This window comes from Roseovarius indicus, assembly GCF_008728195.1.
In the GTDB taxonomy this organism is placed as follows: Bacteria; Pseudomonadota; Alphaproteobacteria; order Rhodobacterales; family Rhodobacteraceae; genus Roseovarius; species Roseovarius indicus.
Genome location: NZ_CP031598.1, coordinates 4438110 through 4455339 on the forward strand (window position 1 = coordinate 4438110; position 17230 = coordinate 4455339).

The 17230-nt window shown below is 64.9% G+C and carries 13 protein-coding genes; 2 read left to right on the forward strand and 11 right to left on the reverse strand.

Translation table 11 applies throughout. The features are described 5' to 3' along the window. Nucleotides 1-98 precede the first annotated feature (98 nt). On the forward strand, nt 99-776 hold the full coding sequence (betI, locus tag RIdsm_RS21430) for a transcriptional regulator BetI (RefSeq protein WP_057818289.1): 678 nt from the start codon (nt 99-101) through the stop codon (nt 774-776). Here betI and RIdsm_RS21435 read toward each other — a convergent pair. The 11 genes from RIdsm_RS21435 to RIdsm_RS21485 all read right to left on the reverse strand — a co-directional run bounded on the left by RIdsm_RS21435 (nt 757) and on the right by RIdsm_RS21485 (nt 16267). Beyond that, complete coding sequence (locus RIdsm_RS21435; RefSeq protein WP_057818288.1) at nt 757-1464, reverse strand: DUF5995 family protein; 708 nt, start codon at nt 1462-1464, stop codon at nt 757-759. The two genes, betI and RIdsm_RS21435, sit on opposite strands and share 20 nt — an antisense overlap. Next, nucleotides 1461-2384, reverse strand: coding sequence for a carotenoid biosynthesis protein (locus tag RIdsm_RS21440; protein ID WP_143100454.1), 924 nt, complete (start codon nt 2382-2384; stop codon nt 1461-1463). Before RIdsm_RS21440 ends, RIdsm_RS21435 begins: the two co-directional genes overlap by 4 nt. Before the next feature lie 134 nt (nt 2385-2518). Then, nucleotides 2519-3826, reverse strand: a complete 1308-nt coding sequence (locus RIdsm_RS21445; protein ID WP_057818284.1) for a hypothetical protein — start codon at nt 3824-3826, stop codon at nt 2519-2521. A gap of 87 nt (nt 3827-3913) precedes the next feature. Beyond that, a complete protein-coding gene (locus tag RIdsm_RS21450) occupies nt 3914-4702 on the reverse strand; it encodes an outer membrane lipoprotein-sorting protein (RefSeq protein ID WP_057818282.1) in 789 nt (262 codons plus the stop codon). Beyond that, the gene (locus RIdsm_RS21455; protein WP_143100452.1) at nt 4699-7017 is read right to left on the reverse strand and encodes an efflux RND transporter permease subunit; all 2319 of its coding nucleotides are present in this window, start codon (nt 7015-7017) and stop codon (nt 4699-4701) included. Before RIdsm_RS21455 ends, RIdsm_RS21450 begins: the two co-directional genes overlap by 4 nt. 116 nt (nt 7018-7133) lie before the next feature. Further along, nucleotides 7134-8561 (reverse strand): C69 family dipeptidase, encoded by a 1428-nt coding sequence (locus RIdsm_RS21460; protein WP_057818277.1) that lies wholly within the window; start codon nt 8559-8561, stop codon nt 7134-7136. A gap of 24 nt (nt 8562-8585) precedes the next feature. Further along, a complete protein-coding gene (locus RIdsm_RS21465) occupies nt 8586-10643 on the reverse strand; it encodes a dipeptide ABC transporter ATP-binding protein (RefSeq protein WP_082647451.1) in 2058 nt (685 codons plus the stop codon). Nucleotides 10644-10645: 2 nt separating this feature from the next. Continuing rightward, nucleotides 10646-11602 carry an ABC transporter permease gene (locus RIdsm_RS21470; protein WP_236553357.1) on the reverse strand — a complete coding sequence of 319 codons (957 nt, stop codon included), beginning with the start codon at nt 11600-11602 and terminating at the stop codon, nt 10646-10648. Next, a complete protein-coding gene (locus tag RIdsm_RS21475; RefSeq protein ID WP_057818275.1) occupies nt 11583-12527 on the reverse strand; it encodes an ABC transporter permease in 945 nt (314 codons plus the stop codon). Before RIdsm_RS21475 ends, RIdsm_RS21470 begins: the two co-directional genes overlap by 20 nt. Nucleotides 12528-12587: 60 nt before the next feature. Beyond that, a complete protein-coding gene (locus RIdsm_RS21480; protein WP_057818273.1) occupies nt 12588-14138 on the reverse strand; it encodes an ABC transporter substrate-binding protein in 1551 nt (516 codons plus the stop codon). 113 nt (nt 14139-14251) lie between these two features. Then, the gene (locus RIdsm_RS21485) at nt 14252-16267 is read right to left on the reverse strand and encodes a CocE/NonD family hydrolase (RefSeq protein WP_057818271.1); all 2016 of its coding nucleotides are present in this window, start codon (nt 16265-16267) and stop codon (nt 14252-14254) included. A gap of 141 nt (nt 16268-16408) precedes the next feature. On the opposite strand from RIdsm_RS21485, the gene RIdsm_RS21490 reads away from it, so the two are divergent. Then, a complete protein-coding gene (locus tag RIdsm_RS21490) occupies nt 16409-17221 on the forward strand; it encodes a helix-turn-helix domain-containing protein (RefSeq protein ID WP_057818270.1) in 813 nt (270 codons plus the stop codon). Nucleotides 17222-17230: the final 9 nt, after the last annotated feature.

Below are 17230 nucleotides of genomic sequence, written 5' to 3' on the forward strand. Positions count from 1 at the left end.
GAGCGCTCAATCAAATTTTTTGTCCGATCCGCCCTTCCCCGGGTTGCTGTCCCGCCCCGACCGCGCAATACTAAGGCCATCCGTGAAGGAGAGAGGCCATGGCAGCTCAGGAGGGCGCAACCCGCCCGCGCAAGGAACGCAAGGAAAACGCCGACAAGCGGCGCGGGCAGATCATCGACGCCACCTTCCGCTCGATCGTCAAGAACGGCCTGTCGGGCACCACGCTGGCCAGCGTCTCGAACGAGGCCGGTCTCTCGCAGGGGGTCGCGGTGTTCTACTTTCAGAACAAGCAATCCCTGCTCGGCGCCGCCCTCCGCCATCAATACGACGTGTACCAGGAGGGCTGGCAAAAGGCCGTCGCCGATGCCGGCTCCGACCCCGCAGACCAGATCACCGCCCTCGTCAAATCCGACTTCACACCGGAATCGTGCAACGAGGAAACCCTGATCATCTGGCACGCCTTCTGGGGCGAATCCAAGGCCCGCCCGCTCTATGGCGAGATTTCCAAGTCCTACGAACAGGAACGGGCCCACGCGATGTGCAACGCCTGCGCCGCCCTGCTTCAGGCCGAAGGCCGCCCCGTCACCGGGGCCGACGACATCGCCGCCGGCATCGACGCGATGACAGACGGGCTCTGGCTCGCCATGTACCTCTCAAGCGCCCCGGTCGATTACAAACAGCCCATGCGCCTGGCCGCCATGTACCTCGCCTCGGCCTTCCCGGCCCATGCCGAAACCTTCCGCAAGGGCTTCGGCGTCAAGGCTCCGCAGGCCTGAACGTCTCCACCCGGGCCCGCGCCTCCGGCGTCTCCGCCACAAGCGCCTCACCGTCGTCATAGGCGCGCCGCCGCCAGCCTTCCATCACCGGCACCCAGATGCGCCGCAGCACGATCAGCCCCCGCCCGTAACCTCCCAGCACAGCCCACCGCCAGCCCGATTGCCTCTGCCGGTGCCAGTCGACATAATCAAGCGCCGCCTTGAGAAAGGCCCGCGCCGAAAGCGACCCGACAAACTGTTCCCGGTCGATCACCGGGATCGTCAGGCGCCCCGCCTCGACCTCCCTCAGAACCTGCGCAATCGCGATCCCCAGATCGTGCCGGATATGCGCCCTTGCCCCCAGCGAGATCAGCGCAAGATGCGCCGAGATCGGCGACCGCATCGTCAGCCGCCGCGCCAGCCGGTGATACATCCGCCATTGCCTCGGCACCTGCCGCACGGGCGTCTCGAGATGCCGCAGCACCCCCTCCTCGTAAAGCGCGTAAAACCGCGGGATCACCGCATGGGCAAACTCCGGCGCCTCGCTCTCCGCCAACTCCGCAAGCCAGTGCCGCGTCGTTTGCACATAAAGCCCGGCAAACAGCGAATGCACCCGGCCATTCCGGTCGTCTTCCATGTCAAGAAAGCGCTGCATGTCCGCCTCGATCCGACCAAGGATCGCCTCGGCCCCGCAGCGCTCTGCCGTCATGACGCCTGCCGCCGGCCCGGCGACACCGGCCGCTCGACCGGCACGCCCCGCGGGCGGCACGCGGCCCAGATCCCGCCCAGCGCCAGCGGCACCATCGTCAGCAGGCACACCGTCGCCGCCCCGCTGAACAGCGCATCAACCGCCACATCGCCGCCGTTCACCTGCGCCACAAGCCCCACCGCCGTGCCGGTGAACGGGTTCAGCAGATACTCCCCGGCAAAAGCCGCATAGGCCAGCGGCACCGACAGCCAGAACGCCCGCCCTTCGGGCTCGGCAGGCCATCCCTCCGGCGTCCGGCGCCGCAGGTACACCGCGAAGCTCTGGAACATCAGCCATGTCACCCCGAACCAGCCAAGGTAATTGCTGACCGGCACGCCGAAATGCGGCCCCCCGTCGATCCAGACCCAGCGCTGCTCGACCGTCGAGCGCAGGATATCCATCGACAGGTCCCACGTCACCATCGCCCCCGCCGCCAGCAGCGGCACCGCGAACAGCCCCACCCGGTCCGGCCGCGCGCCCCGCCGGCCAAGCAACAGCGTCGCCAGCGACCACGACAGGTACGCCATCAGGAAATAGGCCGGCAGCACGAAGACCGGCACATGCCACAGGAAGGGCGCCATCACCTCGGTGTAGTGGTACCGCCCGAAGGGAAAGCCCGTCAGAACGCTGACCGTCTCGAAGACCCAGGCGATGACGAACACGATCAGCGTGAACCGCCACAGCGCCTCGCCCCCGTAGCGCCGTCGTCCGTGCAGGATGACGAAGGCGATCATCGCCGTCGCGACCAGCGCCGGCGAATACTCCTTCAGCCACCCGCCGGGCGCCCCCAGCGCATATAATGCGTTGCCGGTCCAAGCAGCGAACGCCAGAAAAAGGAACAACCCGGAACGGCCAGGCGCGCCGCGAAATGCTCTTTTCACAATGTATCCTCCAAGTTCGGCCGCATCCCCACGGTCCGTGCCAAGAGAAAGGTATCAGGTTACCCTACGTCAATTTCAGCCCCCGGTCCATCCTTCGCAGGCCCTGGCCCGCCCGAACGTCCCGGCATCGGGCCTCAGAAGAAGTAGGTGAGTTTCAACTCGTAATAATCGTCCCGCGTCAGCAGTGAGAGCGGGTCGAAAAAGCCACCAAAATCAACCTGCGTGGCCGAAAAACTGATCTGCGTGCTGTCGGTCAGGCGCGACGAGATATCCAGCATGTAGACATCCCCCCCGTTGCCCATGTCAAACAGACCCGACAGCGTGATCGACGACATCAGCCGGTTGTTGAAATCGTAGCGCGCACTGACAAAGACATCGTCGTCGAACACCGTGAACGGCTGCAGGTTCGACCGGTCGTCATAGGTGTATTCCGCCGCCAGCGTCAGCGCGCCGGGCGTGCCGAAGGCCTGGTTGAACCGGTATTCCACCCCCGCAACCCCCAGGAAGTAATCCTCGTTCTGGGCAAAGCGCTGCGCCCCCTCGAACTTCCAGACCCAGTTGCCGGTGGCATAGGCCAGCTCGACACCGACCTGCTCGATCTCCTGGTAATAGGGCACCGCGCCCACGCTCGCGCCCGATAGCAGGAACAGCTGCGTCGGCAACGGCGCGTTCAGAAAGACCTGGCCCGCCAGCGGCAATTGCGACCCGGGCCGCAGCCCCGCATAGCTGGCAAGGATGCTCCGGTTGACCGCGTTACAGGTCGGCACGCTGACCGGGAACCGGCGATTGGCACAACCCGGCAGGAAGACCGGCGTCCGGTCAGTCCCGTTGAAATACGAAACCGCGTAATCCAGCGACCCGTTCCCGATACCCACCGTGTTGGTGTTGCGGAACGCGAAATCGATCTTGTCCGAGGACTTCTCGAAAATGGCCACATCGTCATCCGGCACCACGATGAACCGCGGCCGCGACGAGGTCGTGCCCAGGTCCGGCTCGCGGAAGCCGAACAGCCCGTAGAAACTGAACGTCCCAAGCGCACCGCTCTCGAAGTTCACGTTCACCATCGGCTGACCCAACTTGCGGGTCTCGTCGAACCGGCCGAAATTGTCGTTCTGGTTGATGATGTTGACGGGGTTGTACGACTCCGCCACCCCCCAGAACACGATATCGCTGCCTACCAGAACGCTCCACCGGTCGCCGCCGGTCAGCAGATAGGCCTTCTGGATGTCGACAAGCTCGCTGCCCGTCCGGCTGTCGGCCCGCCCGTAAACCTCGAACTCCGCCTCGGCAAAGCCGAGATCGGTGCGAAACCCGAACCGGCCCTCGGGAATATACGACGTCCCCGACGATGGCTGCCCGAAGAAAAGCCCGTCATCCTCGTAATACCGCGCCGTGAGGCTCAGTTCCCCGCTGAAAGAAAGCTCCTCGGCCTGACCGGGCATACCAACGCCCGCAACACATGCAACCAAACCCAGTAATTTGAGTGATTTGAACATTGTTGTCCCTCCGTTCTCTTTCACGTCCCCGTATCATTGCGTCAGCGCATGCCGACTGAACTCCCTTTCCGATAACCCCACGTTGAAACGATAGTTGGACCAGTTGAGCACCGTGCTCTTGCCCGTCAGGTGGTTGACCATCACCATCCGCGACGGGCGCCAGTACCGGCCCTGGTATTGCCGGTACCCCCCAAATGTCAGTGTCTTCAAAAGCTGCCCGCGACGGTCATAGAACTGCACCGCCTGGTAACGATAGGCGCTGGTGTCGATCCACGCCACCTGCCGGGAATAGCCCGAGCGGTGCTTCGGCACCCGCGAAAGCACGTGGCACGTCCCCTGTCCCGTGGGGCACCCGCCATCGGAAACCCAGGTATGGCTGTAATTGCCCGCCTCCTGGTCGACCATGTCCTCATACGAGAACTCGCTGCCCACGAACGATCCGCTGCGCCCGGCCCCGGTCACCTTCTTCACCCGGCCGACCGACGGCAGGTAAAGCCACTGGTCATCCGCCCGCCCGGCGTAACTATGCGTCAGCAACGAGGTATCGCGGATATCGCCGGGCCATTCGAACTCCAGAATGGTCATCTGCGCCGAACCGCCCCGCCCTTCCCGCGTCTTGGTGGTGAAGCGTCGCTTGCTCTGCTGGCCCCGCGACGTCTTGAGGATCATCTCGCCATCGACAACCAGGTCGCCGAACCCGTCATCCGCCCGGTCGGCCATCTGCGCGATGCGCGTGCCCTTCTGCGCGGCAGTCTCGGCCATGGCGCCGGTCGCCACGACCGCCGCGAAGAGACTTACCAGAATGCAGTGCAAGACCTTCATGACCTGGCCTTTTTCAATACCGCCGGCAAAAGCACCAAGTCCGTCACCAGCGCAAGCGCGACGACGACGGCGCTCAGGCTGCCGATATGCTTGTTAATCGCAAATCCCGATTGTGTCATTATGACAAATCCGCTCATTATGGCAATCGATGTGACCATCAGGGCGGTACCAACCTTCCGGAATGTGTCCCTCAGAGCATCCTCACGCCCCAATCCGGTGCGCAACGCCCGCTGATAGTGCATCAGGACATGCACCGTATCATCGACCACGATCCCGAAGGTCATCGTCGTCACCACGGTCGAGCCAAGGTTCACGTCGCCGTTCAGCCACCCCCAGAACCCGAACCCCAGAAGCGCCGGCAGGACGTTGGGCACAAGGCTCAGCGCCCCGAGCTTCAGGTCGCGCAGCGTCAGCATCAGGATCCCCGACACCAGCACCAGCACGGTCAGCATCCCCCAGATCATCGCCGTGTTGTTGCGCCGCGACAGCTCGGCAAAGGCCACGCCGACACTCACGGCCTTGGTCGCGATCTCGGGCGTATTGGCCTCCATCCACCCCTCGGCCTTCAGCGCGAACCGGTGAATGTCCTGCCCGCTGGCATCTTCCAGCACCGCGATCAGCCGGGTCTTCGTCCGCCCGATATCGAGCATCTGGTTCATGTCCTGCCCGGGCGGCAGCGACAGCTCGTACAGCATCATCGCCTGCGCGTTGGCCTCCTGGCTGTCGGCAATGCGATAGGCGTTGGGGTCGTCGCCCCCCAGCGTCCGGTTCAGCCGCTTCAGCACGTCGGTGATCGAGCCCACGAACACCACCTTCTCCTGCGTCCGCAGCCAGTCGGCGAACCGGTCCGCCTCCCGCAAAAACTCGGGCGAGAACACGCTCTCCCCCTCCGGGCTCTCCAGCGAGAATTGCACCGTCTCCATCCCCGTCAGGTGCCGCTCGATCGCGTCGCTGTCGCGGCGGAACTCGAAGCTTTCGTCGAAATACCTCAGCGGATTGTCGTTGAATCGGATCTGGCTCAACCCCGTCGCCGCCACGGCGATCAGCGCCGCGAAGACGATCAATATCGTGCCGGCCCGCGCCTGCGTGCCCCGCGCCAACGCCTCCAGCCACTTGGCCGGCACCCGCACGGGCCGAAACCGGAAATCCGGGCACCGCTTCATGATCGCCGGCAATATCAGCGCGGTCAGCAACCAGCCCACGATGATCCCGAAGGCCACGATATTGCCCATCTCGGCCAGCGGCGGCGATTCCGAGAAGTTGAGGCACAGGAAACCCGCCGCCGTGGTGATATTGGCCACCGCCACCGCCGCGAGGTTTTCCTCGAAGGCGCCCTGTACCGCCCGGTCGCCCGCCACCCCCGCATTCAGCCGCCGCGTCCAGGACAGCACCAAGTGCACGCAGGACGCCGCCACCAGCACCATCACCGCCAGCGGGCTCGTCGCCGTCGCGGGAATAAGCTCGATACCCGCCCAACCGGCAAACCCCATCGTCGCCAGCGTCCCGCTGAAGGTGATCAGCGCCGTGCCCAGCCACCCCGCGACCGACCCCAGCCCGAGGATCATCAGCAGCGTCACCACCACGAACGCCACCGGGATCAGCGTGAATAAATCCCGCTTCGTCGCCTCGTTGAACGTCAGGTCGCCTATGATCCCGCCGCTCAGCAGGATATCAAGCTCGGGCGCCGCCGCCTGCCAGGCGGCCTTCATCTCCCGCGCCTGCTCGGCGGCGTCGTGCACCACCCCGTCCTGCCCGTTGGGCAGGGCCAAGTTGACATGAATACCCAGCGCCCGCCCGTCTTCCGAAACCAGCCGGTTGACCAGCTCGGGCGAGGCCAGCGCAATCCGCCCGATCCGCTCGGCCGCCGCCGCGTCGATCTCGAGGTCCGGCGGGATCAACTCCTCGACGATGATCTCGTCACCCTGGGCCCGGCTGTGGCTGTAATTCGCCAGCGACTCCACCCGCAGCGCATAGGGCAGCTGCCACGCATCTTCGGTAAACGCCTTCAGCTGCTCCAGCATCTCGGGCGTGAACGCGCTGTCTTCACTCACCAGCGCAAAGAACACCGTGTCCGCATTGGCATAGGTATCCTCCAGCCGCAGCACGGCGTCGATCTCGGGGTTGTCCCCGCCGAAGAAATTGCGATTGTCCGACGCCAGCTCGAGGTTGCGCAGCCCAAGCGCCACCAACCCGATCAGCACCACCCCCAGAAGAAACGCCAGCAGGTCATACCGCACCAGCCAGCGCGCAATAGCCTTGGCCAGCGGATGCGCCCCGCTGTCCTCCATTTCGTCTGGCGGCAAATCTCTCGTCATCAAACCGCGGGCAAAAAAGGGCACCCCGAAACGGGGCTTTCCTATTTGTTGCCCACAGAACCGGCCTTTGGGAAGGGTCTTCCGCAGGTCAGAAGGTCACAGAAGGCCCAGAATGCCTACCAAAGCTGCTCCGGCGCCATCGGCTTGCCCTTGAGATTGAGACGTTCCGCCACCCGAAGCCGCGCCTGCGCCGCATCCGCCAGCGCCACGCAATCGTCCATCGCCACCCGCAGGCAGCGATGGCTGAACTCGCCCATCACCTGCGCGGCAAGCTTCGCCTCGCCCGCCTCGATCAGGATCTCGGCACTCCGCAGCACATCCGGCACCTCCGCGTTGACCTTCGCCTCCAGCGCCCGCCAATGGTCCCAGACCTCCGCCAGGATGCTGTCCTGCGCCTGAAACGCCAGGTGCATCAGCCGCTTGAACTGGTAAACCGCCGAATCCGACGTCTCCACCCCCTGCGGCACGTGCGACACCGTGTCGGGGCTCTTCTCTTCCTTCCGGCAATCCAGGAACCGCGCGCTTTCCCCCGTCGTCAGGTAGCGATGCTGCACATAGGCATCCGGCACCGAGGTCTGCCCCAGGAACACCGGCATCAGCGGCGCCGTCACCGGCCCCACCGCCGCATGCCACATCATCCGCAGCGCATCGTCGCTCGGGTGCACCAGCGGCACAACCTGCCCGTAACCGGCGGTATCCCCCGTCAGCCGTTCCGTCTGGATCGACCAGAGCACATCCTCCAGCGTCACCTTCTCCGGCCGCGCCGCCCGCGCCTTCATCTCGTCCTCGACCCAGGCCACGCCATCCCAGCGCAGCTTGCCGTCGCCATAGATGTCATTCACGTTGAACGGCCCCTCGCCACGCGTGTACCAGCCCAGCTCGACCGCCGTGTCGATGAAATGGGCGGGAAAGCGGAAATCCTCATTCGGCGCGTCGGGGATCTCCCCGATATACCCCGGCCGCGACGCCCGGATGCTGTCCGGCCCCAGCCGCTCGGCACACCAAAGGCCCTTGCCCCCCGCAAACTCGATCACCACCCAGGCCTCCTCCGGATCGGCGATCATGTGGGAATTGCCGCCATAGGTCGAATAGCCATGCTCCGCGATCAACTGGCCGATCAGCTCGACCCCCTCCCGCGCCGTGCGCGCCCGGTCCACAACGATCCGCGCCAGGTCCGAATAATTCGGCCCCGTCTGATCCTTCGGCGTCATCTCGATCAGGTCCTTGCGCGACGGCGACCAGATATCGCGCACGGCGACGCCGCATTCGTTCAGCCCGCCGTTGGTCAGCGGCGCCGGCACGCCAAGGTAGTAGCTATAGCTCACCCGCAGGTTCCGAAGCGTCTCGGCCGCCTGCGGAATCTCGGTCAGGGTCCCCGGCATATCCGCCTGCGGTGTCACCCCCACGGTGATCGTGCTGCCCGCCTCATGCGACTTGCGCGGGTTGATCTCGAGCCAGTGGCTCGACGGCTCGTCCCCATACCCGGCCAGGTAGGCCACCCCGTCAGCGGTCAGATTTCGCCCGATATAGATGCCGTAGCTCATGAAGGTCAGTCCCGAAAAGTTATGTCAGTGAAGCGGAAAGAAGCAGGCGTGGCTGTGCCCGTCGGCCCGGGTCTCGTGCCCCGGCTTTTCGGCCCGGCACCTGTCCTGCGCATAGGGGCAGCGTGTCGCGAAATCGCAGCCCTTGGGCCGGTTGAGAAGGCTCGGCACCTCGCCCTTGACGGCCACATGCGTCAGCCGCTTGTCGGGGTCAGGCTGCGGCACGCCTTCCACCAGCGCCTGCGTATAAGGGTGCAGCGGCTTCGAGAATATCTCCGACGCCCGCCCCTCTTCCACGATCCGGCCCAGATACATGATCGCGATCCGGTCGCTGATATGCCGCACCACCGGAAGGTTATGGGTGATGATGAGATAGCCCAGCCCATGCTCGGCCTGAAGGTCGGCCATCAGGTTCAGCACCTCGCCCTGCACCGATACGTCAAGCCCGGCGGTTGGCTCATCCGCAATGATCAGCTTGGGGTTCAGCGCCAACGCGCGGGCCACGCCCACCCGCCGTGCCTGCCCGCCCGACAATTCATGCGGATAGCGCGTCAGGAACGGCTTCGGCAAGCGCACCATGTCGGCCAGCCGTTCCGCCTCGGCATCCAGGTCGACGCCCTTGACCCCATGCACCTGCAACGGCTCGGTGATCAGCGCCCTGACCGACTTGCGCGGCGAGAGCGAGCCAATCGGATCCTGGAACATCATCGCCATGTCCCGGCGCAGCGGCTTGAACCGCGCCTCGGGCATGTTCCTGATCTCCTGCCCCTCGAACCGCACGGTCCCGCCCTCGGCATGTTGCAGGTTCAGCACCGTCCGCCCCAGCGTCGTCTTGCCCGAGCCGCTTTCGCCCACCAGCCCTACGGTCTCGCCCGGCCTGACCTTGATGCTCACATCAAGCACGGCATCCACGAACGGGTCCTCGATCCCCCGCATCTTCGCCTTGACCGGACCCACCGTCCGGAACCTCACGTTCAGGTCTTCCACCTCCAACAGCGGCGTGCCATCAGGCTCCCGCTTCTCGGCCACCGAACTCTCACCGCTCCGCACGGTCAGCACGTCCAGAGGCGGCGGCCAGTCCGGGTCACGCAACGGCCCCTCAAGCAGGTGACAATTCGCATACCCGCCCGACGCCCGCATCGCCTTGGGCGGCTCGACCGTCCGGCACTCCGGCATCCGCCGCTGACAGCGGCTCGCGAAAATGCACCCCTGCTGCGGCTTCGTCAGGTCCGGAATATCGCCGGGAATAACAGGCAGCTTGCGCGACACGTCGGAAATCCGCGCCGGGTCACACTCCAGCAACGCCCGCGTATAAGGATGCTGCGCATTGTGGAAGATCTCGTGCACCGTGCCGACCTCGACCACCTCGCCCGCATACATCACCACCACGTCGTCACACAGCTCGGCAATCAGCCCGAGATTGTGCGACACCAGCACGATCGTCGCCTCCAGATCGCTCTGCAACTCGCGCAGCAGGTTGATGATCTGCGCCTCCATCGTCACGTCCAGCGCCGTGGTCGGCTCGTCCGCCAGCAACAGCTTCGGCCCGGTCAGAAGCGCCATGGCGATGCCCGCCCGCTGCCGCATCCCGCCCGAGAAATGGTGCGGGTACTGGTCGATCCGGCTTTCCGGGTCCGGTATCCCCACCTTGCGCATCATCTCGACCGCCGCCTTGCGCTTTTCGGCCTTGGTCATGTTCCGCCGCCGGTACAGGATATCGAACATCTGCCGCGCATAGTTCAGCACCGGGATCTGGCTGGTCATCGGGTCCTGGAACACGACCGAGATATCCTCGCCCCGCGTCGCCCGCATCGCCGTCGGCCCCATCCGCAGCATGTCGTCATCCTGAAACAGGATTTCGCCGCCCATCACCTCGGCATTGCCCGCCAGAAGGCCCAGAATCGACCACAGAACCGTGCTCTTCCCCGACCCGCTTTCGCCGACGATCCCCATGATCCGGCCCTTGCTGACCGGGAAGGTGATGTCGCGCAGCGCCTTCACCCGGCCCCGCGCTGTGCGGAAGTCGACCGACAGGTTGCGGATATCGAGAAGGGTTTCGGGGGCGGTGCCCATGTCCCTGGCCATGTTCAGCGTCCTTTGCCCATGCGGGGGTCGAAGACGTCGCGCAGCGCCTCGCCCAGGAAGGTGAAACCCAGCGTCGTCAGGATCAGCGGAATGCCCCCCGCCACCACCATCCACGGCGTGTCGCGGATCACGAGATACCCTTCGTTCAGGATCGTCCCCCAGCTCGCCGTGGGCGGCAGCACGCCCAGCCCGATAAAGCTCAGCCCCGCCTCCACCGTCACCACCACCGGCACGTCCATCGCCGCCAAAATCAGCAGCGGCCCAACCACGTTCGGCATGATGTGATGCATCAGGATCCGCCCCGTCGAGGCGCCGAGCGACCGCTCCGCCATGATGAAATCGGTATTGCGTAGCGTCATCGTCGCCGTCCTTGCCACGCGGGCATATTGCGGAATCGACGTCACGATCACGATGGTCAGCACGATCGCCAGGCTCGGCCCCGTCAGCGCCACCGTGGCCAGCGCCAGAACGATCGTCGGAAACGCCCGCACCGTGTCGAACATCAGCAACAGGAAGTTATCCAGCCACCGCGGCCCATACCCCGCGATCATGCCCAAAATCAGCCCCACCACCAGCGAGATCGACACGCCGATCGCCGCCACCTTCAGCGCCACCCGGCCCCCGTAAAGGATGCGCGAATAGGTATCGCGGCCCAGCTGATCGGTCCCCGCGAAGTGATCCAGCGTCGGGTAGGACAGCCTTGCGGGAATATCCAAGGCGTTGGGGTCATGCGTGGCAAAGAAAGGCGCGAAGATCGCGCTGGCAAAGAACATCACCACCAGCACCAGCCCGATGACCCCCTGCCAGTTGGTCAGGAACATCTTCAGCTTCTCGCGCCGCTCGCGCGACGCGGATTCCCGCATCTCGTCTGCCGAGGCATGCTCGGGCAGGCCGGAACTGTCGAGCGTCGGCTCGCCGACATCCTTGTCGGAGGGGGGCTCAGAGGGATTCGCGGACACGGGGATCAAACCAGGCAATAAGGAGGTCGGACATCAGGACGATGGCGATATACATGGCCGTGGCCACCAGCACCGCGCCCTGCACGACGGGAAAGTTGCGCGCCATGACGGCGTCGTAGATCAGCTTGCCGATACCGGGCCGGGAAAAGATGATCTCGGCAAAGACCGTGGCCGAGATCAGCCCGCCGAACCCCATCCCGATCAGCGTGATCGTCGGCAGGATCGCCACGCGCAGCGCATAGCCGTAAACGATCCGGCGGGGGCGCAGGCCGAACGCCTTCGCCGAGCGGATGTAAGGCTCCGCCATCACCTCCAGCATCGAGGCCCGCACCATCCGGGCAAGATACCCCACCCAGCTCAGCCCCACGGCGAAGGCCGGCAGGATCAGGTGGCTCAGCTGGTCCATCGCATCGCCGGGCTCGCCCGCGCCGATGGCCGGAAGCCAGCGCAGCTCCACCGCGAAAATCAGCAACGCCCAGATCGACACAAGAAAGGACGGCACCGCAATCGTGCCCACCGACATCACCCCGGTGATCCGGTCCAGCCAGCTATTGGGTCTCACCGCCGCAAGGCAGCCCAGCGGCAGCCCCAGCAGCACCGCCCAGCCCATCGAGGCACAGATCAGCGCCAGCGTGAACCCGATCCGGTCGCCCACCACGGCGGTCACGTTCCGGTCGGAAAACACGTCGACCCCAAGGTCGCCGGTCACCGCGTTGCCCACGTAGATCAGGAACTGCCGCCACACCGGCTCGTCCAGGTGCATCTTCGCGGCATAACGCGCGATGGCCTCGGGCGTCGCCCGCGGGCCAAGCGCAATGGTCGCCGGATCGCCCGGGATCAGGTGCAGCAGCGAAAACAGCACCAGCACGACCAGCACGATCACCAGCGCGGACAGGCCGAGCCGTTTGATGAGATAGAAAAGCACGGGAAAATCCCCCAGCCGAGCTGGCCCCGCGCCGCACCGGGCTGCACGGGGCCCTCGACATTACATCTGCTCGAACCGGCGGTAGTTCAGCTCGCCCGACGGCGCGGTGTTGATCTTGATATCCGCACTGTGAAGATAGGATTCTGGCTCATGGTTGATCCAGACATAGGCGCCCGTGTTCTCCATGATCTCCTGCATGCGAAGGTAGATTTCCTCGCGCTTGGCCGTATCGGTCTCGGCGATGCCTTCCTCGTACAGCCGGTCGAACTCCTCGTCCGTCCACCGCTCCCAGTTCCAGATGCCGACCTGGCTCGAAACGAACCACTGGGTCGACTCGTAGGGGTCGGGCGTGGTCGCATAGCGCATCAGCCACAGCTCCAGCTCCTGCCAGGTGTCGCCCTTGCTCTCCATGCCCATTTCCCAGAACGGGCCGCTGTCGACCGGAAGCACCTTTACGGTGATGCCCACGGCCGCCAGGTTCGCCTGGATGATCTGCGCGGTCAGCATCCGCTCCTGCTGGTTCAGCGTCCGCAGCGTCAGCTCCAGCCCCGAAACGCCCGCCTCGTCCAGAAGCGCCTTCGCCTTGGCCGGGTCATAGCTGTAGTTGGTATTCGGCCGCTGGCCCAGAAGACCCGGGCAGACAATGCCGTTCGACTTGGTCGAGGTGCCCGAATAGGCCCCCTGCAGGATCGACTCGACATCGACCGCGTGCTGGATCGCCTGACGCACCTTGAGGTCCTGCAGCTTGGGATGCTCGGTGTTCATGCCCATCCACAGGTACTGAAGCTCGCCCGCCGTGGTGATGCCGGCATTCTCGGGCATGTTCTTGGCATACCGCGCCAGCGTATCCGGGCTCAGCTCGGTACAGTCCATCTCGCCCGCGTCGAACGCCAGCTCCGACGCCTTCACCTCGGTGATGACATGCGCCTCGACCCGCTCGAAGCCCGGCGCCGGGCCGGTCCATTCGGGGTTCAGCTCGAACACCACCCGCTGACCGGGGGTCGCGCTATAGGTGTACGGGCCACAGACCGCCGGGAAATCGATGGTGAACTTGCCACCCGCATCCTTGACCGCCTGTTCACAGACAATCGCCCCCGGGCCGTGGCACAGCGTCACCATGAAGAACGGCGCGAACGGCTTGTTCAGCACGATCGTCCCGGTCAGGTCGCCGGTCACTTCGACATGGTCCATGGCATCGAAATACCCGGCCCAGTCGCTGTCCTTCATCCGCTCATACGAGAACTTGACGTCCGACGCCTTCAGCGTGCCGTACCCGTTCGACCATTGCAGCCCCTCGGCCAGCTCGAAATCGATCCGCGTGGGCTCGCTCTGCTCAAGCTTGGTCACGTAATAGGTCGGCCGCCAGGTGAACGTGTCGCCGTCCTGCACATACTCGGCCAGGAACGGAAGGCACTGCTTCTGCGCTTCCACCTCGCTGCCGCCGACCATGAAGCCCGGGTCGAGCACGTTGTTGTCGCCGTCGATGCGCACGCGCAGCACCTTGCCCATCTCCGCCCGGCCCATGGTGGGCCAGCCGGTCGTCATCGTCGCCGCGCCAATGGCGGCCGTCGAGGCAAGGAAGCCCCGGCGCGAAAGTGTCGGTTTGGTCATTGAGTTCTCCCTGGTAAGGTCTTTTGTTGCGGCAAGTCTAGCCACAGGGCGGTGACGCAATCCATTTCGCACCACTTCGCGAAGTGACGCAGTCAAAGCTTCGCTTGGTGAAGCTACTGGAAATCCCGCGGAATCGTCTCCTCCCAGGTCAGGTCCTCGATCAGCTCGTCGCCCTCCCACGCGCGCATCCGGGCCGAGATCCGGAAATCCTTGGAACAGCAGGTCAGCTTGGTCTTCGTCTCGGTCCGCACGTTCCAGTCGCCGCGCGACAGATCGAAATACCATTCCGTCTCGCCCGTCGTCGTCTCCGGGTCGTCGCCGATCACCGAATACCGCTCGTAGCCCTGCTCGCCCACGATCAGGTCGTTATCGACATAGCGCACCCGGCCGCCGCCATTCGCGATCTGCATCTCGACCTTGCCGGTGCCCGCGTCCTCGACAATGCGGTGGTACACCTCCCCCGGCTCCAGCTGCTCGACCGGATGCGGCGGCGGAAGCTGCGCCGGCGCAAACTCCGCCAGCGCCTCGTCCTGCGCCGAGGGCGTGCGCAGCGGCAGCTCGAGATAACTGCCCTCGGTATGCACCGTCATCGTCACCGCCTCGGGCGCGGTCCAGATCATCGGGAAATAGCTGGTCGACAGCGCCAGCCGCAGCCTGTGGCCCACAGGGAAATTCTGCGCCACATGCTTCATCGGAATGGTGATCTCGTACACCTTGCCCGGCTCCAGCATCTCGGGCGTCTCGTGGCTGTCGCGATGCGTCAGGTTGAACACCCCGAACGAAACCCGTGTCGACGCGCCATCAGGCGCCACGTCACAGATCCGCGCGCCCAGCGTGGCAACCGGTCGGTCGACCGACACCTGCAACACCACGTTGGCATCGCCCGCGAACTCCAGCGGCTCCTCCAACGGCGCGGAGTCAAAACACAGGCTGCCGGAATCCTCGCGCCGCTGGTCGATCGGCGCATCGCCGGGCGTGGAATAGGCACACCAGATGCCCGACCCCATGCCGACCCAAAGCGGCGAATGATGCTCCAGCTTGCCTTGCGCCCCCGGTACCTCCGTCGAAAGCGACCCGTCGGCACCAAGGTGAAACGGCGTCCGCTCGATATTCGGCGAAGGCCAGGATGGCTCCGCCACCCAGCGGCCCGGCCGATCCTTGTACCAGCCCGAGGGCGGCACGCTGTCCTGCATGTAGTGCCGCACCTGCGGTTCCTCCATGATGCCGGTCTCCTGCCCCTTCAGCCAGTGATCCCACCAGCGCAGCTCTTCGCTCAGGAAATCCATCGCCGGCCCGGGCTGCCCGATATGCGGATACCGGTGCGCCCAGGGCCCCACCAAGCCCTTGCTCGGCCCCGGCAAGTTCTCGACCAGCCGATAGACCGACCGGCAATAGCCATCGGCCCAGCCCGAGACCCCGTAAACCGGGATCTGCACCTTCGACCAGTCCTCGCAGATCGAGCCGTGCTTCCAGTAATCGTCCCGCCGCTGATGCTCCAGCCACGTCTTCAGCCACAGCCCGCTGCCCCGCAGCCGCTCGCGCCACATCTCGCGCCAGCTCTCGCCGACGTTCGCCGGGTCCGGCGGCAGGGTGTTCAGCCCGAACATGATCGACGCCCAGCCCAGCTGCTCGGTCAGCATGCAGCCGCCCATGTAGTGAATGTCGTCGGCATAGCGGTCATCGGTCGAACACAGCGTGATGATCGCCTTCAGCGCCGGCGGCTGCAAAGCGGCAATCTGCAACCCGTTGAACCCGCCCCAGGAAATCCCGATCATGCCGACATTGCCGTCGCACCACGGCTGCTCGGCCAGCCACGCGATCGCGTCGCACCCGTCCTGGAGCTCCTGCTCGGTGTACTCGTCCACCATCAGCCCTTCCGAATCCCCCGCCCCGCGCAGGTCGAGCCGCACCACCACGTAGCCATGCGCCGCCAGGTGCGGCTGCATCGTGGCATCCCGCTCGGCCGTCCCGTCGTTCTTGCGATAGGGCAGGTATTCGAGGATCACCGGAACCGGCTGATCCACCGCCGTCTTGGGCCGCCAGATCCGCGCCGCCAGCTTGCAGCCATCGGGCATCGGGATGATCGTATGGGGGATAACCTCGATCTCTTGCGGGTATTCGTTCTTCATCTCTGGCACTCCCTGTCGCGCGCATATACCGGCCCTGGCCGGCCCTTTTTCCGGCCCGAGCCTCTTCGACATCGGACCGTATTCCAATTTCGCGGGGCTTCGTGACTTGACACGTTTCCCACTTCAGTATGCGATAGAGACATGGCTACCGACTTCAGCGCCAATCTCAACCTCCTGTGCAGCTACCAACGCTCCATTGCCGAGGTATGCCGCCGGCTCAATGTGAACCGGCAACAATTCAACCGCTACCTCAATGGGCAATCTCGGCCCTCGCGGCACAACATGCGGCGCATCTGCGATTATTTCGGCGTCACCGAATCCGAAATCCTGGTGGAACACGCGCAGTTCGAGCAGATGATCACCCTGCGCCGCCGCCCCGTCGAACGGACCGAGCTGGAACGCCCGCTCTCGCACCTGCAAACCCTCTACCAGCACTCGCAGGACCTGCAGAAATACGTGGGCTTCTACTACCGCTACTTCTATTCCTTCGGCAACAAGGGCATGGTCTTCCGCACGCTGGCCACCATCTACCGCGCCGAGGGGCGCTATTACTGGAAGAACATCGAAATCCTGCGCGACCAGACCACCGGCCGCACCACCGGGCTCAACAAGTACGAGGGGCTCGTCTTCTTCCTCGCCGACCGCGTCTACATCATGGAATACGAAAGCCTCGAGGTGAACTCGATCACCCAGATGACGCTCTATCCCAGCTACCAGCACCGGCTCGACTGTCTCTATGGCATCCAGACCGGCGGGCCCACCCGCCGCGGCCGCAAACCCGGCGCCTCCCGCGTCGCGCTGGAATTCCTCGGCCGCAACATCGACGTCAAACAGGCCCTCCGCCAGACAGGCCTCTACGACCCCTCCACCGGCGTCCTGCGCGACGACATCGCCAGCGCCATCGTCAACACCATCGACCCCGGTGATTTCGTGCTGGAAATCGAGGCGCCCTGACATACCGCC

Coding starts and splice junctions, on each gene's coding strand:
- betI (WP_057818289.1), top strand. CDS start 99: ATGGCAGCTCAGGAGGGCGCAACCCGCCCGCGCAAGGAACGCAAGGAA.
- RIdsm_RS21435 (WP_057818288.1), bottom strand. CDS start 1,464: ATGACGGCAGAGCGCTGCGGGGCCGAGGCGATCCTTGGTCGGATCGAG.
- RIdsm_RS21445 (WP_057818284.1), bottom strand. CDS start 3,826: ATGCCCGGTCAGGCCGAGGAGCTTTCTTTCAGCGGGGAACTGAGCCTC.
- RIdsm_RS21450 (WP_057818282.1), bottom strand. CDS start 4,702: ATGAAGGTCTTGCACTGCATTCTGGTAAGTCTCTTCGCGGCGGTCGTG.
- RIdsm_RS21455 (WP_143100452.1), bottom strand. CDS start 7,017: ATGACGAGAGATTTGCCGCCAGACGAAATGGAGGACAGCGGGGCGCAT.
- RIdsm_RS21460 (WP_057818277.1), bottom strand. CDS start 8,561: ATGAGCTACGGCATCTATATCGGGCGAAATCTGACCGCTGACGGGGTG.
- RIdsm_RS21465 (WP_082647451.1), bottom strand. CDS start 10,643: ATGGCCAGGGACATGGGCACCGCCCCCGAAACCCTTCTCGATATCCGC.
- RIdsm_RS21480 (WP_057818273.1), bottom strand. CDS start 14,138: ATGACCAAACCGACACTTTCGCGCCGGGGCTTCCTTGCCTCGACGGCC.
- RIdsm_RS21485 (WP_057818271.1), bottom strand. CDS start 16,267: ATGAAGAACGAATACCCGCAAGAGATCGAGGTTATCCCCCATACGATC.
- RIdsm_RS21490 (WP_057818270.1), top strand. CDS start 16,409: ATGGCTACCGACTTCAGCGCCAATCTCAACCTCCTGTGCAGCTACCAA.